This window comes from Pseudomonas sp. Emmai, from assembly GCF_055179735.1.
On record NZ_CM143685.1, the window covers coordinates 7103131 to 7125391 of the forward strand.

The 22261-nt window shown below is 62.4% G+C and carries 15 protein-coding genes; 12 read left to right on the forward strand and 3 right to left on the reverse strand.

Annotated elements, in window-relative coordinates; genetic code table 11:
- The first annotated feature begins 13 nt into the window (after positions 1 to 13).
- From ACY4LX_RS32735 to ACY4LX_RS32785, 11 genes are all read left to right on the forward strand, one after another.
- On the forward strand, positions 14 to 3079 hold the full coding sequence (locus tag ACY4LX_RS32735) for a virulence factor SrfB (RefSeq protein WP_463258839.1): 3066 nt from the start codon (positions 14 to 16) through the stop codon (positions 3077 to 3079).
- On the forward strand, positions 3076 to 5787 hold the full coding sequence (locus tag ACY4LX_RS32740) for a putative virulence factor (protein ID WP_149659506.1): 2712 nt from the start codon (positions 3076 to 3078) through the stop codon (positions 5785 to 5787). The genes ACY4LX_RS32735 and ACY4LX_RS32740 overlap by 4 nt, the downstream gene beginning before the upstream one ends.
- A gap of 3 nt (positions 5788 to 5790) precedes the next feature.
- A complete protein-coding gene (locus ACY4LX_RS32745; protein ID WP_463258840.1) occupies positions 5791 to 6807 on the forward strand; it encodes a hypothetical protein in 1017 nt (338 codons plus the stop codon).
- Positions 6807 to 8801: a vWA domain-containing protein gene (locus tag ACY4LX_RS32750; RefSeq protein ID WP_178129142.1), complete on the forward strand. Its 1995-nt coding sequence runs from the start codon at positions 6807 to 6809 to the stop codon at positions 8799 to 8801. The genes ACY4LX_RS32745 and ACY4LX_RS32750 overlap by 1 nt, the downstream gene beginning before the upstream one ends.
- Before the next feature lie 10 nt (positions 8802 to 8811).
- Positions 8812 to 9528, forward strand: a complete 717-nt coding sequence (locus tag ACY4LX_RS32755; RefSeq protein WP_149659504.1) for an ABC transporter ATP-binding protein — start codon at positions 8812 to 8814, stop codon at positions 9526 to 9528.
- Positions 9512 to 10735, forward strand: a complete 1224-nt coding sequence (locus tag ACY4LX_RS32760) for an ABC transporter permease (RefSeq protein ID WP_463258841.1) — start codon at positions 9512 to 9514, stop codon at positions 10733 to 10735. Before ACY4LX_RS32755 ends, ACY4LX_RS32760 begins: the two co-directional genes overlap by 17 nt.
- A complete protein-coding gene (locus tag ACY4LX_RS32765; RefSeq protein WP_463258842.1) occupies positions 10725 to 12269 on the forward strand; it encodes an SUMF1/EgtB/PvdO family nonheme iron enzyme in 1545 nt (514 codons plus the stop codon). The genes ACY4LX_RS32760 and ACY4LX_RS32765 overlap by 11 nt, the downstream gene beginning before the upstream one ends.
- Before the next feature lie 46 nt (positions 12270 to 12315).
- Positions 12316 to 13047 carry a hypothetical protein gene (locus tag ACY4LX_RS32770; protein ID WP_133835417.1) on the forward strand — a complete coding sequence of 244 codons (732 nt, stop codon included), beginning with the start codon at positions 12316 to 12318 and terminating at the stop codon, positions 13045 to 13047.
- 4 nt (positions 13048 to 13051) lie between these two features.
- On the forward strand, positions 13052 to 13558 hold the full coding sequence (locus ACY4LX_RS32775) for a hypothetical protein (protein WP_463258843.1): 507 nt from the start codon (positions 13052 to 13054) through the stop codon (positions 13556 to 13558).
- Between the two features lie 59 nt (positions 13559 to 13617).
- The gene (locus ACY4LX_RS32780; RefSeq protein WP_463258844.1) at positions 13618 to 15030 is read left to right on the forward strand and encodes a vWA domain-containing protein; all 1413 of its coding nucleotides are present in this window, start codon (positions 13618 to 13620) and stop codon (positions 15028 to 15030) included.
- 201 nt (positions 15031 to 15231) lie between these two features.
- Positions 15232 to 15474, forward strand: a complete 243-nt coding sequence (locus ACY4LX_RS32785; RefSeq protein WP_306108891.1) for a hypothetical protein — start codon at positions 15232 to 15234, stop codon at positions 15472 to 15474.
- 115 nt (positions 15475 to 15589) lie between these two features.
- Here ACY4LX_RS32785 and ACY4LX_RS32790 read toward each other — a convergent pair whose 3' ends face one another.
- Both ACY4LX_RS32790 and ACY4LX_RS32795 read right to left on the reverse strand, forming a co-directional pair.
- Entirely contained in the window at positions 15590 to 17566 is a 1977-nt protein-coding gene (locus ACY4LX_RS32790) for a methyl-accepting chemotaxis protein (protein WP_463258845.1), read from the reverse strand.
- Positions 17567 to 17740: 174 nt separating this feature from the next.
- A complete protein-coding gene (locus ACY4LX_RS32795) occupies positions 17741 to 18661 on the reverse strand; it encodes a LysR substrate-binding domain-containing protein (protein ID WP_169372517.1) in 921 nt (306 codons plus the stop codon).
- Between the two features lie 158 nt (positions 18662 to 18819).
- Here ACY4LX_RS32795 and ACY4LX_RS32800 point away from each other — a divergent pair, with 158 nt between their 5' ends.
- Positions 18820 to 20217 (forward strand): NorM family multidrug efflux MATE transporter, encoded by a 1398-nt coding sequence (locus ACY4LX_RS32800; protein ID WP_463258846.1) that lies wholly within the window; start codon positions 18820 to 18822, stop codon positions 20215 to 20217.
- Between the two features lie 108 nt (positions 20218 to 20325).
- On the opposite strand, the gene ACY4LX_RS32805 is transcribed toward ACY4LX_RS32800, so the two are convergent.
- Complete coding sequence (locus ACY4LX_RS32805; protein WP_149659496.1) at positions 20326 to 21999, reverse strand: putative bifunctional diguanylate cyclase/phosphodiesterase; 1674 nt, start codon at positions 21997 to 21999, stop codon at positions 20326 to 20328.
- Positions 22000 to 22261 lie beyond the last annotated feature (262 nt).

The following is a 22261-nucleotide window of genomic DNA, read 5'->3' on the forward strand; positions in this document are numbered from 1 at the left end:
GGAATAACCTGACATGTTGCCTGAAGTTACCCAATTCGAAGACACCGTCACCCTGGTCAGCGACACGGGTATCCAGTTCATGGATTTCGCCCTGCGCCTGGATCCTCGCAAGGAGCCGGCGGGCGAGTTCGCGCCGATGATCAGCGGGCTGATCTGCCGGCTGATGTACAACGAAGAGAAAGACTTCTACTTCTACGAGCCCGAACCGGAAAAGGTCGAGAAGGCCAAACCGGCGTTCAGCGTCGACATGAAAAGCAGCCTGGAGCTGCTCGACGGTGTCTGGCTGCCGATCCCGTTTTTCCGCTTCATGCCGCCGTACCGCTTCGACGAAGGCCCGAGCAACTGGTCGCGCATGCGCCTGGTGAAACTGGCCACACCCGATATCGACGGCAACACCCACCGACTGACCATGGCCTTCGACAGCCGCGTCATGCCCAAGCGTGACGGCACCGCCTACCTGGCGCCGAACGAAGAAGACATCAGCTCCGGCGTGTCCTTCAAACTGGCGACCAAAGCCAGCGAAACCCGTTGGTTCCTGTCCCAGCCGTGGGTCAACGAATGGCTGCTCGAAGTGTTCAACGAAGGCAACGCCCACCGCTCCCGGGAAGAGCTGGACATCGACATCCGCGCCAACCATCACCTGGCGCACTACCTCAATTTGCTGAGCCTGTTGAGCAAACCGTCAGTGGCCGCGCAGTCGACGGCGCGGCCGAAGGTCGATATCCCCGAACTGAAAGTGGTCGCCAACGACAGCAATGGCCTGGTCAAGCCGATCCTGGTGGACCTGGTACTGGACGTCGGCAACTCTCGCACCTGCGGCATCCTGATCGAAAACCACGGTCAGGCCGGCTCCGGGCTTAAGCAGAACTACGTGCTGGAACTACGTGACCTGATCACCCCCGAGCACACCTACAACCAACCGTTCGAAAGCCGTGTGGAATTCGCCCAGGCGAATTTCGGCAAGGACCATTGCTCGGTCAAGAGTGGCCGCCACGATGCGTTCCAGTGGGCAACCATCGCCCGGGTCGGTAATGAGGCTGGCCGCCTGGCCAGCCGCCGTCGCGGCACCGAAGGTTCCACCGGGCTGTCGAGCCCGAAACGTTACCTGTGGGACGAAAACGCCTACGGCCACGGCTGGCGTTTCAACTGCTCGTACATCAAGACCGACAACGAACCGTACGCCACGGCGGCGCCGTTCTCGCACCTGATCAATGAAACCGGCGAGGCGCTCTACAGCCTTGAAGAAGACGATCGCCTGCCGGTGTTCATGCCCCGTTACTCGCGCAGTTCGCTGATGACCTTCATGCTCGCCGAAGTCCTGGCCCAGGCGCTGTCGCAGATCAACAGCCCGGCCCAGCGCTCGCGCCAGGGTCACACCCGTTCGCCGCGCCAGCTCAATAGCATCACTCTGACCGTGCCGCCGGGGATGCCCCAGGCCGAACGCAGCATCCTCAACGAACGCATGTTGCAAGCCATCGGCCTGGTGTGGAAAAGCCTCGGCTGGCATGCCGGCGAGGAAGATCCGCATCAGGACCCGGCCATCAGCCCGCGCACGCCGATCCCGAGTATCCGCGTCGAATGGGACGAAGCCTCCTGCGGCCAATTGGTGTACCTGTACACCGAGGTCAACGAGAACTTCGCCGGTCACCCGGAAGAGTTTTTCGACACCATCGCGCGCCCCGACAAGTCCGACCGCGAGCGCATCACGCTGGCGACGATCGACATCGGCGGCGGCACCACCGACCTGGTGATCACCGACTACCGCCTCGACCGCGCCGGCAACACGGGCAGCGGCAGCAACGTGCACATCGTGCCGGAACAGCGTTTCCGCGACGGTTTCAAAGTCGCTGGCGACGACATCCTGCTGGACGTGATCCAGGACTTCATCCTGCCGAGCTTCGAGAAAGCCTTGCAGAACGCCGGGGTCAAGGCCCCGGATTCGCTGATGTCGCGCTTGTGCGGCGATGAATCGGTCAGCGCCCAGGACATGATCCTGCGCCAGCAATTGAACCTGCAGGTGTTCTCGCCGCTGGGTCTCGCATTGCTCAAGGCCTACGAGCATTACGACCCGCAAGTGCCGCAGGAAGTCAGCCCGCAAAGTTATCGCCAACTGCTGGGTGACAACGCGATCAGCCAGACCGTGCTCGATTACGTCAACGCCGCCGTACGCCGCGATGTTGGCGGCCAGAGCGGTTTCGACCTGTATGAAGCGCCGATCAGCTTCGACCTGCAAAAGCTCCACGCCGCGTTCCTCAACGATCAGATCAACATCACCAAGATCCTCGGCGCACTGTGTGAAGTGGTCGCGCATTACCCCTGCGACGTCCTGCTGCTGACCGGCCGCCCTTCGCGCCTGCCCGGCATCCAGGCCTTCATCCGCAAGGTGTTGCCGCTGCCACCGGGGCGCATTCTGGCGTTGCAGAACTACCGCACTGGCGGCTGGTATCCGTTCCACAAGAATGGCCGGATCGACGACCCGAAAAGCACCGCGTCGGTCGGCGCGATGCTGTGCCTGCTGTGCGCCAACCACAGCGTGCCGAACTTCTATTTCCGCTCCTCGGCGCTCAAACCGTATTCGACGGTCAAGCACATCGGCGTCATCGACCTGAACAACGTGATCAAGGATGCCGACGTGCTGTACCGCGACATCCAATCCGAAGACTACAAAATCAAGCTGCCGGAAATCGGCACGGGCGACGACGCCGACACGCCGCAACTGGAAATGCGCGGCGACCTGCGCCTCGGTTTCCGCCAGTTGGCCGCCGACCGCTGGGCCGCCTCGCCGCTGTACACCTTGCGCTTTACCAAAGCCGGCCGGGAGAAGTTCTCCCGCGCGGTCGGTGAAAACGGCAGCGCGCCGCTGCTCAAGGTGCGCTTCGAGGTGAAACCGGCGGACAAGTACACCCGCAAGCAGGATCTGGTCAGCGACCGCCTCTCGGTACGCGACATCGAATCCAACAGTAACAACGTCAACTTCAACCCGCGCAGCGACCTCGAGCTGGAACTCAACACCATGCTCGACGCCGGCCTGAGCGAGACCAAGTACTGGCTCGACAGTGGAAGTGTGAAACGCAAATGAATGACCTGACCCCCGATCAACAAAAGCTCTCTGCCAGTTGGGCCGCTGTTTATGAAGGTGCCGGTCAGGCGCTGGAATGGATTGGCCAGACGCGCGTCAACGCGCCCCGCCTGGACAGCGAAGCCGACAACCTGAACATCCGCCTGCACCGCGCCCGCAACCTGGCCCACAGCCTGGGTCGCGTGGCCTGCACGCCGATGACCATTGGCTTCTTCGGTTTGTCCCAGGCAGGCAAGTCCTACCTGATCTCGGCCCTCGCGGCCGGGCAGAACGGCAAGCTGGAAACCCATTACGGCGGCCAGCGCCTGGACTTCATCAAGCACATCAACCCGGTGGGTGGCGGCAAGGAAGCCACCGGTCTGGTGACGCGCTTCAGCCGTCGTGCCACGCCGAGCACGGACGATCAGTTTCCGGTCGAGCTCACACTGTTCAAGGAAATCGAACTGGCGAAGATTCTCGCCAATTCCTGGTTCAAGGACTTCGATCTGGAGCGGATTTCCTACGAGATCGACGAAGAACGCATCCAGCGTGTGCTCAAGCCGTTCGAAGGTCGGGAAAACGGGCCGATCCAGCCCGGGGTCAACGCTGACGACCTGGTGTCGTTGTGGGATTACCTGCGGGACAACTTCCGCAACTCGGTGAAGAAACTCGAACACCTGTATTGGCCGAAGGCCTTGCAACTGGCACCCCGCCTGAATTTCCAGGAGCGCGCCGAACTGTTCGCCATCCTTTGGGGTGAACAGAGCGAGTTGACCCGGGTGTACCAGCAACTGGCCGGCGCCCTGCACAAGCTGGGCCTGCCCGAGACCGTGTTCGCACCGTTGAAGGCCTTGGTGAGTTTCGAAAACGACACCTACAGCCAGCGCGACAGCATCATGAACGTCGACATCCTCGAACGCTTCGGCAGCCCGCGGGACTTGCCGATCGACGTGCGGCCCCGGATCGACGGGCGCCTGCAAAACAGCCAGGGCATTCCCGTCGCGCAACTGGCGGCCTTGACCGCCGAAATGACCTTCTGCCTGATCGAAGCCCCGGCCGACGACATCGTCAACCAGGTCGATCTGCTGGACTTCCCCGGCTATCGCGGGCGCAAGAAGTTGCACGAAATCGCCGACTCCAACGACCCGGAATCCGCGACCAAGGACAATTCCGTCTCGCAGCTGATCCTGCGCGGCAAGGTCGCGTACCTGTTCGAACGCTACACCGACAACCAGGAAATGAACGCGCTGGTGGTGTGCACCGGTTCGACCAAGCAGAGCGACGTCAACGACGTGGGCCCGGTGCTGACGCGCTGGATCGAGAAAACCCAGGGCGCCGACGCCGCCGCGCGCAGCAAACGCAGCACCGGCCTGATCTGGGCGCTGACCATGCTCGACCTGCGCATCACCAACTCCCTGAGCCTGACACCGGATCAGTACGACGAGAGCTGGAACGGCATGGTCAAGCTGACCATGCTCGAGCGCTTCGGCAGCCTGAGCTGGATGAACGACTGGGCCGGCACGCCGTTCCAGAACACCTTCCTGGTGCGCAAACCGCGCATGGATGCGGCGTTCATCGGCCAGGACGCCAGCGGCGCCGAAACAGGGATCAATGCCGGCTATCAAGAACGCATCGATGCCCTGGGCAGCAGTTTTGCGAGCAACGCACTGGTGTGCAAACACATCAACGCCCCTGCCAACACCTGGAAGGAAATGCTGCGCAACGACGACGGTGGCATCAGCCACTTCAGCGGCAGTTTCAAGGGCGTGGCCAACATCGATTTCAAACTGCAACGCATCCGCGAGCAACTGGACGAGTGCCTCGAAGGTCTGACCACCCACGGCCTGAGCACCTGGTATCACGCTGACGGTGATGGCGCCGCCGCCGCCAAGAAAGCCCAGGCGCAGATGATTCTGTCAGGCCTGGGTCGTCGCCCGGCGGTACTGGGCGAGTTCATCGATCAACTCGACATGCCGAGCGAAGAGGTACGCGACCTGTACCTCAGCGGCGTGTACGAAACCGAGGACGAATCCGCCGCCAGCGATGAACCGGTCGCTCCGACCGCAAACCAGAGCCTGTACGGCAATGACGCCGGTTTCGACTTCGATTTCGGCGACGACCTGGGCCACGACACACCGCCCAGCAGCAAGACCGGCGCCCCGGCACCGGAACTGCAAAGCAACGAACACCGCTTTGCCAAAGCCGCGTTCAAGGCCTGGATCGCGCACCTGCGTGAACTGACCACCCGGCAAAGCCTGCTCAACCTGCTGGGCCTGGAAAAAGCCTTGCTCGAAGCGGTGGTCGACGAACTGATCACCGCCGGTTACCGCCAGGACCTGCCGGGGCAACTCAGCCGTGCCGTGCTCAAGCGTGCGCAAAGCGGCGCGCGAAGGGATCAACTGGTCGAGCGCCAGGTCCTGGAAGTGCAACGGGTCCTGCGGGATTTCGTGTCCTGGTTCGGCTACATCCAGAAACCGGTGAGCGAGCGGCCGATCAGCCGCGCCGGGGCCAAGGCACCGTTGTTTTCGTTCTACTCCGACATCGGCCCGGGCCAGGTGCCCGTGCTGCCGGCGCAACCGGCGAACCAGGCGCAGCGGTTCCTGGGCGACTGGCTCTCGGGCCTGGCCTACATCACGATGGACAACGCCGGCCATGGTGCCGGTCGCGAAATCACCCCTGAACAGAACGAACGGCTGGGCCATGTGCTCTCAGCCTTCGCAGCGAGATAAGCAATGCCAATTCGTGTCGACCTGCTCGCCTTAGAGCCCAATGTGCCTGGCCAGGCTAACCTCACTGTGAAGAAATGGCAGGGTGGCGAAGAACGGCTGGAGTTTTCCATCCAGCGTAACCAGGACGGCTTCTACCTCCAGGACAAAAAGGCCTGGAGCAACAATCCGTTCTGGTTCCAGGTCGCACGCTTCAACGTCGCGGCCAGTGGCGAAGCCCTCGAAACCCCGGTCGGTGCGGATGTGCTCGACCCGTTGCTGGAAGGCAGCGCCGGTTCGCAATTCCAGATCGAACTGCGTGAACAAGGACTCGGGCATTCCGACAAAGGCGTGGTGCGCCCTGGCGTCGGGCTGCTGCCGTCCACGGCTGGCGGCCAGACCCGCTCGACTTACGGCGGCGCAGAATTGACGGCGCCAAAGGAGCCGGAACCCGAGATCCCGGAACTGCCTGAACTGATCCTGCCAACGGCCGAGCCGGAAGCGGAGCCGGAACCGCTGGTTGCCGAACCCGTCTACACCCCGCCACCGGCCCAGGTGAAAAAGAGCAACAAAGGCCTGATCGCCTTGTTGATCGTGGTGCTATTGCTGCTGGCCGCGGGCGCCGGGTTCTGGTTCTACAAACGCACCCCGGCGACTGCCCCGGTGGTCGCAGCTGCCGCACCGGCCACGGCCAACGCCGAAGCCTGCACCCTCGACAGCATGAACAGCCTGCCCGAACTGACCTTCGTCCAGACCTGCATCAAGGCCGCGCCCGACAGCGCCAAGCTGCTGGAGATCATCAACCAGGCCAAGGCCGGCAAACACTGCGGCGTCGCCCAGCGCCTGTACGCCAACCGCGCCCAGGCCGGTGATCCGCTGATCGCCAATGCCTATGCCCGCGAGTACGACCCGAAATACCTGAAGGCCAGCGAGTGCTTCCCGGTCGCGGACAACGCCACCGCTGCCTATTGGTACGAAACCATCCTGACCCAGGACCCGAACAACGCCGAAGCCAAGCAGCGTTTCGAGGAGTTGCAGAAGTGATGCGTTCGCCCGTGAGTCGTTTCCTGTTGAGTGGCGCCGCGTTGCTGGCGCTGTGCATCAGCCCGTTGTCCCAGGCCGATGACAAGCCGCTGATCCAGGCCGGTAAAAAGACCTTGTTCCAGCGCGTACTGACCACCCCGGGCTGCAAAATCAGCCCGACGGCCGGTGGCGCGGCAGGTGATGCGCAACCGGTGTTCAGCCGTTTCTACGTCTACGAACGGGCCCAGGCCGCCAATGCCGAATGGCTGAAAGTCGGCCCCGACAGCTACGGCAAGACCATTGGCTGGCTGCCCGCCGCGTGCACCACCGACTGGAAGATGCAACTGACCCTGGCCTTCACCAACCCGGCCAACCGCGATCGTTTGTTGTTCTTCAAGGACCGCGCCACCGTCGAAGGCATCCTCGATGCGCCGGACCCGGTGAGCAAAGTCGCCCCGCTGCGGGCAACGCTGAAGAAGGGCCAACAAGCCCCCGGCGTGCTCGCCGAAGAACCGGAATACTTCGTCGACCTGCAAAAGCAGTTCTACCTGTTGCCGGTGCTCAGCGGCGAAGAAGTCATGACCGAGGGCGGTTTCCGCACGCGCCTGCTGAATGTGGCATCGGTGAGCAAGCCCGATGACAAGGATCCCAAGGGTGGTGCAGCCAAAAACGGCGCCACCGGTAGCAAGGAGGCCGATGAAAAGGCCGCCAGTCAACTGAAGGAATTCAGTGCGGCGGTGGTGTTTGTCATCGACTCGACGATTTCCATGGACCCGTACATCGACCGCACCCGCGAGGCGATCCGCAAGGTCTATCAACAGATCGAATCGCAGAACCTCGGCAAGCAGGTCAAGTTCGGCCTGGTGGCGTTCCGTTCCAGCACCCAGGCGGTGCCGGGCCTGGAATACACCACCAAGATGTACGCCGACCCGACCCAGGTGAAGGACAGCTCCGACTTCCTGGCCAAGGTCGCCGACCTCAAGCAAGCCAAGGTGTCGAGCAGCAGTTACGACGAAGACGCCTTCGCCGGGGTCATGCACAGCATCGACAAGATCGACTGGAGCCAGTTCGGTGCGCGCTACGTGGTGCTGATCACCGACGCCGGCGCCATCGAAGGCGACGACAAGCTCTCGCAGACCGGTTTGAGCGCTTCCCAGGTCCGCCTCGAAGCCGCCAATCCTGGCGTGGCGATTTACACCCTGCACCTGAAAACCCCGGCCGGGGTCAAGGATCACGCCAAGGCCGAGGCGCAGTACCAGAATCTGTCGACCTATCCGGGCACCAACACCTCGCTGTATTACCCGGTGAATGCCGGTGATGTGCAGGAGTTCGGACGCAAGGTCGATGCCCTGGCCACGGCCATCACCTCCCAGGTGAAAGCCGCCTACATGGGTGAAGACGCCATCGGTAGCGCGGCGAATGCCAAGCAGGATCCGGCCGAGAAGAAAATGCTCGAAGACGCCGCCCTGATCGGCCACGCCATGCAACTCGCTTATCTGGGCGAACGCACCAACAGCAAGGCCCCGCCGGTGTTCAAGGCGTGGATCACCGACCGTGACCTGATCAAGCAGAACATCCCGACCACCGATGTACGGGTGCTGCTGACCAAGTCCCAGCTCAGCGACTTGAGCGACGTGATGAAGCAGATTCTCGACGCCGCCAACGAAGGCCTGATCTCGCCAACCGAGATGTTCGATCGCCTGCGTGCGGTGGCCGCGACCATGGGTGCCGATCCGAACCAGCTCAAGCAGAACGGCAACGCCAAACTGGCGGACATGGGCGTACTCGGCGAGTACCTCGAAGACCTGCCGTACCAGAGCGAAGTGCTGAACCTGGACGAAGAGACCTGGAAGAGCTGGGATGGCCTGGCCCAGGAGAAATTCATCCGCACGCTCAACACCAAACTGCGGCACTACCAGCGCTACAACGCTGACGTCGACCGTTGGGTGGCTTTAGCCAAGGACAGCGACGCACGGGACAACGTTTACCCCGTGCCCCTGGAAATGATGCCTTAACGAGACACCGATGCTCGATATCAAGAACCTGCTGGTGCGCCGTGGTGAAGGCGCGCTGGCCCATCATGTGCGCCTGCCGCACTTGCAGGTGGGTGCCGGGGAAATCCTCGCCATCACCGGCGAGAGCGGCAGCGGCAAAAGCACGTTGCTCGAAGCCATCGGCCTGTTGCTGGCACCGGTCGAGCTCGAACGCTTTCGCCTGGGTCCGGCGCGGGCGGGCGGGCACGAGGCGCAGGACATCGCCCGACTGCTGGCCAGCGACGACCAACCGGCCCTGGCGGCGGTGCGTTCGCGGCATTTGGGATTCATTTTGCAGAGCGGCGGTTTGCTGCCGTTTTTGAGCGTGCGCGACAACATCAGCCTGCCCCGGCGCTTGCTCGGGATGTCGACGCAGAGCGCGCACATCGACCACGCGGTCGAGGTGCTGCGCCTGCAAGGCTTGCTGGATAAACACCCCCAGGCGCTGTCGATTGGCGAACGCCAGCGGGTGGCCTGCGTGCGGGCGATTGCCCACGAACCATTGCTGCTGCTGGCCGACGAACCGACCGCCGCGCTCGATCCCCACAGCGCCCGGCGCCTGTTCGAGTTGCTGCTGAGCCTGGTGTCGAGCATGGGCCTGAGCGCGCTTGTTGTGTCCCACGACTGGGCCCTGCTGAAGGATTTCGGCTTGCCGCGACTCGGCGCTATCAGCCGTCAGGGAGAAACACTGTTTGAACCGATGGACTGATCGCCTGCGCCTGCTGGCCACCCTGGCCCTGCAAGATCTGTGGCACGACCGCAAGGTGTCGTTGTGCATCGCCGCCTCGCTGGTGGCGGTGATCGCGCCGCTGTTGCTGCTGTTCGGCCTCAAGCACGGAGTGGTCAGCCAGTTGCAGGACGAACTGCTGCGCGACCCACGCAACCTCGAAGTGAAGATGCTCAGCAACGGCAATTACGACGGTGCCTGGATCGAGCGTTTGCGCCTGCGTCCCGAGACCGGGTTTGCCCTGGGCCAGACCCGCTCGCTCAACACCCAGGCCGACTTATTGATCGGCCTGACACGCTTTGTCGAAAGCGCGGAAATCATCGCCACCGAACCCGGCGATCCGCAGTTGAACCTGCCGCAATTCAATCCCGTCGGCCATCAAGTAATCCTCAGCGCCCGCGCCGCGCAACGCTTGCAGGCCAAGGTGGGCGACAGCGTGCAACTGCGAGTGCTGCGGCGCCTGGACGGTGCCAATGAGCGCGGCGAACTGACCTTGACCGTGCTCGCGGTGCTCGACGGTGCCCGTTTCGGCCGCGCGGCGGGGTTTGTCGCCCCGCCGCTGCTGCTGGAGCTGGAGCGTTTTCGCGACGGTTATCAGGTCGCCGCGTTCGGCATCGCCACCGGCAAACCGATTGGCGACCTGCCACCGCTGTATGCCCGGGCCCGGGTCTATGCGCGGGATATCGATCAAGTCGCGCCGCTGGAGCGCTGGCTCAACGAACAACACATCGAAACCTCGAGCCGACTGGCCGACATCGACAACGTCAAAGCCATCAACCATGTGCTGGGTCTGATCTTCGGCGTGATCGCACTCGCGGCGCTGATCGGCTGCGTGGCATCGATGGTCGGCGCGTTCCTGGCCAATATCGACCGCAAGCGCAAAAGCCTTGCGGTCCTGCGCCTGCTGGGCTTCAAACGCACGGCGGTCGGCGGTTTCGTGGTCCTGCAAGCGCTGCTGCTGAGCCTGGCCGGCTACCTCGGCGGGCTAGCGTTTTATGCGGTCGGCAGCCATTTGTTCGACTACCTGCTCGGCAGCAGCCAGGCCACCGGCACCTTCGTCTGTCACATCACTATCTGGCATGGCCTCGCCGCCCTGCTCCTGACCTTTCTGGTCGCTGCACTGGTGGCCGTGATCGGCGCCGTGCGAGCCATCAGCATCCAACCTGCGGAGAGTCTGCGTGAGCTATAAACGTTTTGGCTTGCTGTTGCCCCTGAGCCTGGGCTACGTGCTCGACGCCTCGGCGGCGGGCTGGGAAGAGAAGTATTACAACCCGATGCCCGAGGCCAGCGATGTCGTGCTGCCGATGCCATGCGAAGGCTCGATGGTGTTTCGCAAGGTGTTCATCCCGGTGGCCGGCCCCCTCGACGACTACCCGATCAACATCGGCCAGGACGGCGCGGAATACGGCTACGTGGAGCAAACCCGGCCGACGTTTATCGCCGGCAGCTTCACCGGCGCCAAGACCGACAAGTCCCGCTATTACCTGATGGCCAAGTACGAGATGAGTCAGCTGCAATACGCGGCCTTGACCGAAGACACCTGCCCCACCGCCGCCACCAAAATGCGCTTGCCGCAGGTGTCGGTGAGCTGGGTACAAGCCGTCGAAGCGTCCGACAAGTACAACCTGTGGCTGCGCAAAAACGCTGCCGACAAACTGCCGAAAGAAGATGGCGCGCTGGGTTTCCTGCGCTTGCCGACCGAAGTGGAGTGGGAGTTTGCGGCCCGTGGTGGCCTGGAAGTCGGTGCCGCGGAATTCCGTGATACGCGCTATCCGATGCCCGAAGGGATCAACGCTTACGAGTGGTTTGCCGGGGCGCAATCGTCCAACGGCAAATTGCAGTTGTCGGGCCTGCAAAAGCCCAATCCCCTGGGCCTGCACGACATGCTCGGCAACGTCGACGAGATGATGTTCGAGCCATTTCGCCTGAACAAACTCGACCGCCAGCACGGTCAGGCCGGCGGCTACGTGGTGCGTGGCGGCAACTACCTGACCGCCCAGGCCGACCTGCGTACCGCGTTGCGCAAGGAAGAGCCCTACTACAATGCCGACGGCCAGGTGAAGAACAAGACCACCGGCCTGCGCCTGGTGCTGGTCTCGCCGACCCTGACCTCCCGCGAACGCGTGGCCAGTCTCGAAAGCAGCTGGAAGAAACTCGGCACCGGCAGCAAGGAAACCGAGTCGGCGGACAAAGGCACGGTGCAGTCGCTGAACAACCTGGCCTCGGGCGTTGAGGACAAAGCCCTCAAGGAAAAACTCCAGGCCCTGGAAAACCAGTTGCGCGCCAGCAACCAGCAGCAGGAAGAAACCCGCGACCAGGCGATCCGCGCCAGCCTCAACCTGGGCGCGTTCCTGTGCACCAAGATGCTCGACGACGGCCAGTACGTGGATTTCCTGCAAAAGAACTACAAGCTCAATTGCGAATCCGCCGACAAGGACGCCAGTTGCGACATGCGCAAAGGCAAGCTCGACGAGCAGAAGGATCGCCTGCACAAACTCAGCCGCTACTACGCCAGCAGCCTGGTGGAATCGGCCACCTTGTACGGCCAGCCACTGCTGGAAGCGCAAGTGCCGGTGATGGAAGAAATCATCACCCGCAACAAACAACTGCAAGACCTCAAACCCTACTTGCGGACCCACTGGGCGAACCAGAAGACCTTCCTGCAAAAGCAGAAGATCGACACGGACGCCTGGCTGACCAGTTGCAAAACCGTGACTCAATAATTCTTCGAAAAACAACACGCCAACACCGCCACCAAGGAGTTTCACCATGTCGCGCAGCCTTTGGACTCGCTTCAAGCTACAGATCGCTTTCGTCCTCGCCGGCAGTTTGCTGCTGAGTGGTTGTGCCAACACCGGCAGTTCGATGCTCGGCGGCAGCGACGGTACCGACCCGCGCCTGACCCAGGGCAATGACGCCCAGTTCTTCAGCAAATCCGGTTACCAGGCCTGCGCCGTCGGCGCCGGTGTCGGCATCCTCGGTTGCGCCCTGTCCAACAGCAGCAACAAGGCCGTGTGCGCCATCGCCGCCGGGATCACCGCCTGTGGCGTGGCCATGGGCGCGAATTACTACCTGGATCAGCGTCGCAGCGAATACTCCGACACCACCACCCGCCTGGCGAAGATGAACAGCGACGTCGAGCAAGACACCCAGAACGTGATCGCCCGTACCGCGACCGCCCAGCAGGTGATCAACGACGATCAGGCGCGCATCGCCCAGATCAAGAAGGACATCGCCAGCAAAAAGGTCGACAAGACCAAGGCCCAGGCGCAAATCGCCGAGATCGACCAGAACATCGCGCGCCTGCGTAAAGACCTGGGCAACATGCGCACCAAAGTCACCGAGTACACCAAAGTGGCCAACGCCGAGCGGACCCAGGGCAGCAGTGCCGAAATGAAGCAAGTGGACGTGAGCATCCTGAAAATGAACGAGAAAGTCGCCGCCTTGCAAAAGGAAGTCGACGGTCTTTACAGCCAGCGCTCCGCGATCACCCTGGGCTAAGCACATGACTCTACGACAACTGGCAGTCCTCACCGCCGTCCTGGCCTTGAGCGGTTGCGCGACCAAGCCTGGCGAATGCGATGCGACCAATCGCGACAGCAGCATGCTGACCAAAATGAACTGCGACTACTCCGGTGGCTACAGCGACCAGGTCAAGCAAAAGGAACTGGCCCTGGCCGCGTCCCGTCAGGAAAACGCAATGTTCCGCCAGGTGTACGAGAACATTCAGGCCCAGCAACTGAGCACCAGGACCGACCTGGCCAGCCAGCAGAAATCCCAGGCGGCATTGAATCAGTCGCTGGGGCAATTGCTGAGCTCGCTGAAGTCCCGGCACGGCAATGAAAGCCAGATCCAGAAGCAGATTGCCGGGCTGGAACAGCAGCTCCAGGCAACACAGGTGGCCCCCACGACCAAGGCCACGCCCGCGTCGCTGGCTGCCAAGCAGGAACAGCTGAAAACACTGCAGAAGAAAGTCAATCAACTGCAATTCAGCCTCGGTTACGAAGAGTAACTTTTCACCCCCGCAGGCCTCCCTCTGGAGGCCTGCACCTTTTTCCAGGAATCGTCGTCATGCAGCGGGTCATCAGGGATGCGCAAGCCACACCGGAGGGGATGAGTGCGCTGCAAGCCAAAGTCGCCCTTATCCAGAAACACTTTCCACCGAACGTCGCCAGCCTCTTCGCCATTCCGCGAATGGGCAGCGGCGAGGTGCTGGAATGGTGGACCGAACTGGGTGGCCAACCCACGCCCTATGCCGAGCTCAACGAAGACGCGCAACGACGTTTGCTGGACACCTACGAAGTACGCCAGAAGTCCCTTGAACTGCTGGCGGACGAACTGCAAAAACGCGGTCAGCCGACCGTAGCCGACGAGTTGCGCAGCCTGCTCGGCGCGCCCGAACTGGACAAACTCTACAGCCTCAACGGCGAACCGTTGGCGGTGCGCTGGAACCAGCGTCCGCCGAGGCCGATTCCGCCGCCGGTGATTCCGGTGGCCCCCGTGGTGCCGGTCGTGGCGCCGTCGCGCCGTGGCTGGTGGGTCGCCGCCGCCTTGCTCGCGCTGCTGTTGCTGCTGTTGGCGTTGTGGCTTTACTGGTTCCTGCACCGTGAACCTGTGGTCGTGGTTGAACCCGTAGCGCCAGTGGTGACACCCGTCGAGAAACCGGTGGTCCCGGTCCCCGAGCCTGAACCCGTCGTGGTGCCCGCTCCAGAACCCGAACCAGAACCCGAGCCCGAGCCAGTCCCGGCACCCGCGCCCGTTCCACCGCCAAAACCCGTGGTCGCCGCCCCGCCACCGGCGCCAACGCTGGATAACTTCGCCTGCCGTAAAAAAGCGCCGGATACCAAGATCCCGCAATTTGTGGTGGTGCTCGACACCTCGGGCTCGATGGACATGAACATCAAGTCGGTGAAGGCCGATGAGGACTGGTTCTTCAGCAACGAGCTCAACAAGTACCTGGACCCCAACCGCACCGTGCAGATCTTCGCCAAACCCACGCGCATGGACGTGGCCAAGGATTCGCTGGCGGGCATGATCAACGGGCTCGACCCGAAGATCGACACACGCCTGATCACCTACGAAGGCTGCAACAGCACGCCGGACCAGGGCGTCTTCAAGTTCGGCGACCGCCAGCGCCTGATCAACGGCATTCGCGGCCTGCGCCCCAACGACGGCACACCCCTGGCCGACAGCCTGGCCAAAGCCGCCAGCACCGTGGATGGGCGCAATAACGATGCAGTGATCGTGATGTTCGTCGACGGCGAGGACAACTGCCAGAAAGACGTATGCGCCGTCTCCCGCCAGATCGCCCAGAACCAACCGCGCCTGCGGGTCAACGTGGTGAACATCGGCACCGGCGGCCCGTCGCGCTGCATCGCGCAAAACACCGGCGGCCGGGTTTACTCCAGCAACGACGCGGCGGAGTTGGGCAAGCAATTGAAACTGGCGAGTAAGGAAGTGGCGAGTAATGCCAAGTGTAATTAGGCATTGCCGGAAATTTCCGACAACTACTCGGCGACTTGCATACGCCACTTCGGCCGCTACGGCGGCCCGGTGTTCAAATGGGTTATTCACGGGTATCGCATTGTTTGGTGTTGATGTGGTTTGAATGAGTATGCTGTTCCAACCGCAACGCAAAGGTGTATTCCCTATGCTGGGCCAGATAACGAAATCGGAGAGAAACCTGTGAGGCTCGACAAGTTGCGCGTGCAGAACTTCATCGTTACGACCCATAGTCCTCAAGTGCTGAGTACCGTACGGCGTGAAAACATCCGCGTCATCGGGAAAGACGCCCAGGGCCAATTGATTGCATCACAGCCGCTTGCCATGACCTACGGTGAGCCCAGCAATAGCGTGCTGCACGGTGTGATGCAGGTTGATCCGCAGCCTCCGGTGAGTGAGAAGCCGGATTTGCTGCAGCTCACCTAATGGTGAGCGCGACGCCCCTCATTTGCGCTGAACAGATTCGATCAGTTAACCCACTGGGTCCACAGCCTGAAAACCTCAACGGGCGCCCACCTGGGCGGGACACCCTGATTGAACCTCAACGAAACCGATCAACCTCATGCCGCAGGCCTGCCGCCAGGGATTCCAGCTCCTTGGCGGTGATGGCCAGGTTCGACACCACTTCGCGCTGCTCGCTGTTGGCCAGCGCAATGCTCTGCAAGTTGCTGCTGAGCAAGGTCGCGGTGCTGCTCTGTTCCTGGGTCGCAGTGGTGATCGCCGCGAACTGCTGACCTGCCGAACGACTCTGCTCATCAATCCGCTCAAGTGCCGAGGCGACGTTGGCATTTCGGGACAAGCCTTCCTGCATCAGCACGTTGCCCTGCTCCATGGTGCTGATGGCGTTGCCGGTTTCCTGCTGGATGCTCTGGATCATTCCGGAGATTTCATCCGTCGCTTCACGGGTGCGTGACGCCAGGTTGCGCACTTCATCGGCCACTACCGCAAAACCCCGGCCCTGCTCGCCCGCACGGGCGGCTTCGATGGCGGCGTTCAGCGCCAGCAGGTTGGTCTGGTCGGCAATCGCGGTAATTACCCCGACGATCCCGCCGATTTCCTGGGAGCGCTGCCCGAGGGTGTTGATCACCGTTGCGGTGCTGTTCAGTGCGCCAGCGATTTGCTCCAGTGAAGAAGAAGCTTCCTGCATCGATGTACGACCGATCTGAGTTTGCTGTGCGTTTTCCTGGGCCATGCGCTGGGTGTTGCCCATGTTGTCGGCGATGTTCAGGGACGTGGCGCTGAATTCTTCGACGGCGCCGGCCATGCTGGTGATTTCGCCGGACTGCTGCTCCATCCCTTCATAAGCACCGCCGGACAGACCGGACAAGGCCTGGGCGCGGCTGTTGACCTCTTCCGACGCCTTGCGGATGTGCTCGACCATGGTCGACAGGGCCTGGCTCATCTGGTTGAAGGCCCGGGCCAATTGACCGATTTCGTCGTTGCTCGACACATTCAGGCGCACGCTCAAATCACCGGCGCCCAAGGCTTCGGCTTGACGTACCAGGTCGCCCAGCGGTGCCAGTTTGCTGCGCAACAACCAGACCGCCGAACCGACTGCGATCAACATCGCCAACAGGCTGCCGATGGCCAGTTGAATGCCGACGCTCCAGGTCACGGCGCTGATTTCGGCTTTCGGCATGCTCGCCACCACCGACCACGGCCCGCCTTCGAACGGCACGGCCAGGCTGTAGAAATCTTCGGATTTGTCGCTCCAGAACTCGCCTTTACCCGGCGTCTTCGCCAAGTCGGTAACGGTTGGCACCGCCTTATCCAGTGCTTGCACACCGGCAATCGGCACCAGCCATTTGCCCTGTTCATCCAGCAACGCCAGGGAACCGGTCTTGCCGATGCGGAAGCGCTTGAGGTTTTCGAACTGCGCGTTCTGCGCGTCGGTGTAATCGAATCCTACGAACAGCACGGCAATCACCTTACCGCCGCTGTCACGTACGGGGGTGTACTGAGTCATGTAGGAACGTTCGAACAGCAAGGCGCGACCGACGTAGCTCTGGCCCGCGATCAAGCGCGCGTAGGCCGGGTGGGTGTGATCGAGCAAGGTGCCGATGGCCCGGGTGCCGTCCTGTTTGCTCAGGGAGGTGCTGACCCGAACGAAGTCTTCGCCGCTACGTACGAACAAGGTCGCGACGCCGGCGGTCATTTGCTTGAACTCGTCAACTTCCTTGAAGTTGTTGTTCAGCACCTCGCTGCCCAGGTGCAGGCCCGGGGTCTGCACGCCGGCCACGGTCACCGGCTCATCCGGGTGCACGCTGAGGCCGGCGCTGAAGCGCTTCTCGAACAGACCACTGAGACGCTGGGTGCTTTCCCGCAGCGTGCCGTGGAACGTGCTGAGCTGATCGGCGAGCAGGCGGGCCTCACTGGCCAGATGCTCTTCGCGGGTGGCGAGGTTGGCGGTGTCCAGCGAGCGCAGGGCGAACACGGTGCTGCCGCTGATGACAATCGCCAGAATCACGGCAAGCGCGAGACCAAGCTGTGAGGCGATCCGGGCACGGGGTTGAGACATGACAGCTCCTGGCCAAGCGACCGGATCCTCCTTGATCAGGCTCTGCGCTCAGCAAAATTTCGAATAATGGGAATAACGCGAAACCGGCACGAAGGTTCCACTAGCAGATATTCGGCGGCAAACCTGAATACTTGAGCTATTAGCCCGGTTATAGCCTCAGGCCACTATATCGTTTCAGCTCAGGCGTTCAACGTCCGGCAATTCCATGGCCCGCACTTCGCCCTGTAGGAAATCGCTGAGCCGGCGCATACGCTCACCACCGGGACGGGTTTTCGGCCAGACCAGGTAATATTTCTCACCGCTGGCAACGGCGGTCGGCCACGGCAAACTCAGACGCCCCTGCGCCACATCCTCGGCCACCATCAGCAAATCCCCCATCGACACGCCATACCCCCGGGCGGCGGCGATCATGCCCAGCTCCAGGGTATCGAACACCTGCCCGCCCTTGAGCGACACCTGATCGGCCAGTCCCATGCGCTCCAACCAATTGCGCCAGTCACGGCGGTCCGGCGCAGGGTGCAGCAGTTCGGTGGTGGCCAGTCGGGCGACGTCCCAGGGCTGGTCGTCCAGCAGATTGGGCGCGCCGACCGGGATCAGTTCTTCCGGGAACAGCAACGTCGTCTCCCAGTCCGGTGGGAAATTGCCTCGACTGAGGATCACCGCGCAATCGAAGGGTTCGTGGTTGAAGTCCACGGTGTCGATGTCCATCCAGGCGCTGGTCAGTTGCACTTCGTTGCCCGGTTGCAGGTGCCGGAAGCGACTGAGCCGCGCCAGCAGCCAGCGCATGGTCAGGGTCGACGGGGCTTTCATGCGCAGGATGTCGTCTTCGGCGCGCAAGGTATTGCAGGCGCGCTCCAGCGCGGTGAAACCTTCACGAATGCCCGGCAGGATCAGCCGCGCCGACTCGGTCAACTGCAGGTTGCGCCCGCTGCGGTGAAACAGTCGGCAGGCAAAATGCTCTTCGAGCGTACGAATATGCCGACTGACCGCACTTTGGGTAATCGACAGTTCTTCCGCCGCGCGGGTAAAGGAGCTATGCCGCGCCGCCGCTTCGAATGCGCGCAGGGCATACAAGGGAGGAAGCCGACGAGACATGCAGAAAGCTCCTATAGCGGGATGGGGCCAACTTATCAGAAAGTCCGCTGGATGAGTTTTAATCATGCCACCCATCCTTTTTATCCCTTTGTGCAAACCCCGCAGAGCGCCGAGAATCGAGCCTTTCCCATTAATACTGCCAATGGAGCGTGATGACCATGCAGCATCCAGCACGTACCGAACTCTGGGCCATCCTGCGGCTGGCGGGGCCGTTGATTGCCTCGCAGTTGGCGCACATGTTGATGGTCCTCACCGACACCCTGATGATGGCGCGCCTGAGTCCCGAGGCGCTGGCCGGCGGCGGCCTGGGCGCGGCGACTTACTCGTTCGTGTCGATTTTCTGCATTGGCGTGATCGCGGCAGTCGGCACGTTGGTGGCGATTCGTAAAGGCGCGGGCGATATCGTCGGCGCCGCGCGGTTGACCCAGGCCGGGTTGTGGCTGGCGTGGTTGATGGCGCTGGTCGCCGGTTTGCTGCTGTGGAACCTCAAACCGGTGTTGCTGCTTTTCGGCCAGACCGACACCAACGTGCACTCCGCCGGGCTGTTCCTGACGTTCCTGCCGTTCGCCCTGCCCGGCTACCTGAGTTTCATGGCCCTGCGCGGTTTCACCAGCGCCATCGGCCGGGCAACGCCGGTGATGGTGATCAGCCTGTGCGGCACCGTGGCCAACTTCGCACTCAATTACGCGTTCATCACCGGCATGTTCGGCTTGCCGAAAATGGGTCTGGTGGGGATTGGTCTGGTGACTGCGATTGTCGCCAACCTGATGGCCGTGGCGTTGGCGCTGCACATTCGGCGGCATCCGGCTTACGACGCTTACCCGTTGCGCCAGGGCTTGTCGCGGCCGAACCGTCAGTACCTGAAAGAACTGTGGCGCCTGGGCCTGCCGATCGGCGGCACCTACGCGGTGGAAGTCGGGTTGTTCGCCTTCGCGGCGCTGTGCATGGGGACCATGGGCAGCACGCAACTGGCGGCGCATCAGATTGCGCTGCAAATTGTGTCGGTGGCGTTCATGGTCCCGGCGGGGTTGTCGTATGCGATCACCATGCGCATCGGCCAGCACTACGGCGCCGGGCAATTGCTCGATGCGCGGCTGTCCGGCCGGGTCGGGATCGCGTTTGGCGCGGCCTCGATGGTGGCCTTCGCCATGGTGTTCTGGCTGTGGCCGAATCAGTTGATCGGTTTGTTCCTGGACCATAACGACCCGGCCTTCCGCCCGGTCATCGACCTGGCCGTGAGCCTGTTGGCGGTGGCGGCGTGGTTCGAGCTGTTCGACGGCACGCAAACCATCGCCATGGGCTGCATCCGGGGGCTCAAGGATGCCAAGACTACATTCCTGGTCGGGCTCGGTTGCTATTGGCTGATCGGCGCGCCGGCCGCGTGGGTGATGGCGTTCAATCTGAACGGGGGGCCGACGGGGGTCTGGTGGGGCTTGGCGCTGGGATTGGCATGTGCGGCGGTGAGTTTGACGCTGGCGTTTGAGTGGAAGATGAAGCGGATGATTCGGCGCGAGCCTGCGGTGCAGGCCAGTTTCAGGGTGATTCAGCCGGATTAGGATCCCTGTAGGAGCGAGGCTTGCCCGCGAAGGTGTCGTGTCAGTTAACAACGATGTCGACTGATACGACGCCTTCGCGGGCAAGCCTCGCTCCTACAGGGGTCGGCGTTAGCTCACGATTTCGAGGGCGGGCTGTTGGCTGCTGCCAAACGTCAGATACTCCACCAACTCCGCCAACGGCAACGGCTTGCTGATCAGATAACCCTGCACCTGATCACACCCAAACCCGCGCAACAAATCCAGCTGCTCCGGGGTTTCCACACCTTCAGCCACCACTTCCAGGTTGAGGTTGTGCGCCAGGTTGATCATCGCGTGCACCAGTTTGCGGTTCTCTTCCCGCTCCTCCATGCCGCCGACAAAGCTCTTGTCGACCTTGAGCAAGGTGATCGGCAGGCTGTTGAGGTGCACGAACGAGGAGAACCCGGTACCGAAGTCGTCGAGGGAAAAACGCACACCGAGGCGGCCGAGGGCGTCCATGGTTTGCTTGACCAAGTCGCTGCGGCGCATCACGGCGGTTTCGGTCAGTTCGAATTCCAGCCATTGCGCTTCGACGCCGCGCTCAGTAATCAAGCGGCTCAACGTCGACAACAGCTGACTGTCCTGAAACTGGCGGAACGACAGGTTGATCGCCATGTGCAGCGCCGGCAGACCCCGCTCGCGCAACGCCTGCATGTCGCGCAAGGCCCGGGAAATCACCCAGTAACCCAGCGGCACAATCAAGCCGCTTTGCTCGGCCAGCGGTACGAACTCGCTCGGTGGCAGCAAGCCCCGCTCAGCGTGACGCCAGCGCACCAAGGCTTCAAGGCCGACGATCTGGCCGTCTTCAAGATTCAGGCGCGGCTGGTAATGCAGTTCCAGTTCATCGCGACGCAAGGCCCGGCGCAGTTCGCTTTCGAGGTCGGCGATGCTGCGGGCGTTGCGGTTGATGCGTTCGTTGAAGATATGAAAGGTGCAGCCCTGGGTGCTCTTGGCCTGCTGCATGGCAATGTGCGCGTGCCACATCAACGGGTCGGCGCCGGCCTGGGCCCGGGCGTGAGCAATGCCGAGGCTGGAGCCGATCAACAGGCTTTCGCCATCGATCCAGTAAGGCTCGGCCAGCGCTTCGGTGATGCGCTCGGCCATCCACTCGGCCCGTTGCGGGGCGCGGCGGGTGTCGATCAACAGGGCGAATTCATCGCTGCCCAGTCGTGCCAGTTGATCCCCGGCCTCGAGTTGGCTTTTGAGTCGCGCGACCACTTGCAGGATCAATCGGTCGCCGGCCTGATGGCCGAGGGCGTCGTTGGCGTGCCGGAAGTTGTCGAGGTCGAGGTGCCCGAGGGCCAGGCCGCGACCGTCGTTTTCCGCCAGACGCGCCGCCAGCAAGGTCTGGAAACCCTGGCGGTTGGCGATGCCGGTCAGCGGATCTTGCTCGGCCAGGCGTTGCAGGGTGTTTTCCAGCACGCCGCGTTCGCGCACATGGCGCAGGCAGCGGCGCAACATGCCAGGATCGAGCAGATCGCGCACCAGCCAGTCGCTCACACCGTCGGGCGGGGTCAGCGGTTCGTGTTCGAGCAGCAACACCATCGGCAGGCTGCACCGGCCGGGGGCGGGCTGAAGGGCCGGGATCGTCAACAACACCGCGTTGCGGTTGTCATCGAACAGACTGCTGACCGACTCCCAACTCGGCGCGCTGATCAGCACTGCCGAGCTCCCCATTGGAGCCAGACACTCGCGCAACAACGCTGTCCACGCTGGCTCTTCGGCCAGTAGCAGCAAACGCAAGGGTTCGACAGGCGTAGACAAGCTAGCTCCCTAGACTCTGCAATGATGTAGGCGGCGGGCATTATGCCGCGCCGGTAACCAATGACCAAATGACACCGGTTATCAAACACGGCTTTGTGTCTGGAATACGAACATTAGCCGCAAATTCTCCGCGCATCCTGCGTGAAAGTAACAAAACCGGCAAATAGAGATCGCGTGCTGCGTCACAAGTCGGAGAGAGCAGCACAATTCGCTGAGCCTGTTAAAATGCCGGCCCATTTCACAGATGACTCCCTGATTCCGT

Bases quoted from the DNA above. Each gene is read 5' to 3' on its own strand.
- ACY4LX_RS32735 (WP_463258839.1), top strand. From the start codon at position 14: ATGTTGCCTGAAGTTACCCAATTCGAAGACACCGTCACCCTGGTCAGC.
- ACY4LX_RS32740 (WP_149659506.1), top strand. From the start codon at position 3,076: ATGAATGACCTGACCCCCGATCAACAAAAGCTCTCTGCCAGTTGGGCC.
- ACY4LX_RS32745 (WP_463258840.1), top strand. From the start codon at position 5,791: ATGCCAATTCGTGTCGACCTGCTCGCCTTAGAGCCCAATGTGCCTGGC.
- ACY4LX_RS32750 (WP_178129142.1), top strand. From the start codon at position 6,807: ATGCGTTCGCCCGTGAGTCGTTTCCTGTTGAGTGGCGCCGCGTTGCTG.
- ACY4LX_RS32755 (WP_149659504.1), top strand. From the start codon at position 8,812: ATGCTCGATATCAAGAACCTGCTGGTGCGCCGTGGTGAAGGCGCGCTG.
- ACY4LX_RS32770 (WP_133835417.1), top strand. From the start codon at position 12,316: ATGTCGCGCAGCCTTTGGACTCGCTTCAAGCTACAGATCGCTTTCGTC.
- ACY4LX_RS32775 (WP_463258843.1), top strand. From the start codon at position 13,052: ATGACTCTACGACAACTGGCAGTCCTCACCGCCGTCCTGGCCTTGAGC.
- ACY4LX_RS32780 (WP_463258844.1), top strand. From the start codon at position 13,618: ATGCAGCGGGTCATCAGGGATGCGCAAGCCACACCGGAGGGGATGAGT.
- ACY4LX_RS32790 (WP_463258845.1), bottom strand. From the start codon at position 17,566: ATGTCTCAACCCCGTGCCCGGATCGCCTCACAGCTTGGTCTCGCGCTT.
- ACY4LX_RS32795 (WP_169372517.1), bottom strand. From the start codon at position 18,661: ATGTCTCGTCGGCTTCCTCCCTTGTATGCCCTGCGCGCATTCGAAGCG.
- ACY4LX_RS32800 (WP_463258846.1), top strand. From the start codon at position 18,820: ATGCAGCATCCAGCACGTACCGAACTCTGGGCCATCCTGCGGCTGGCG.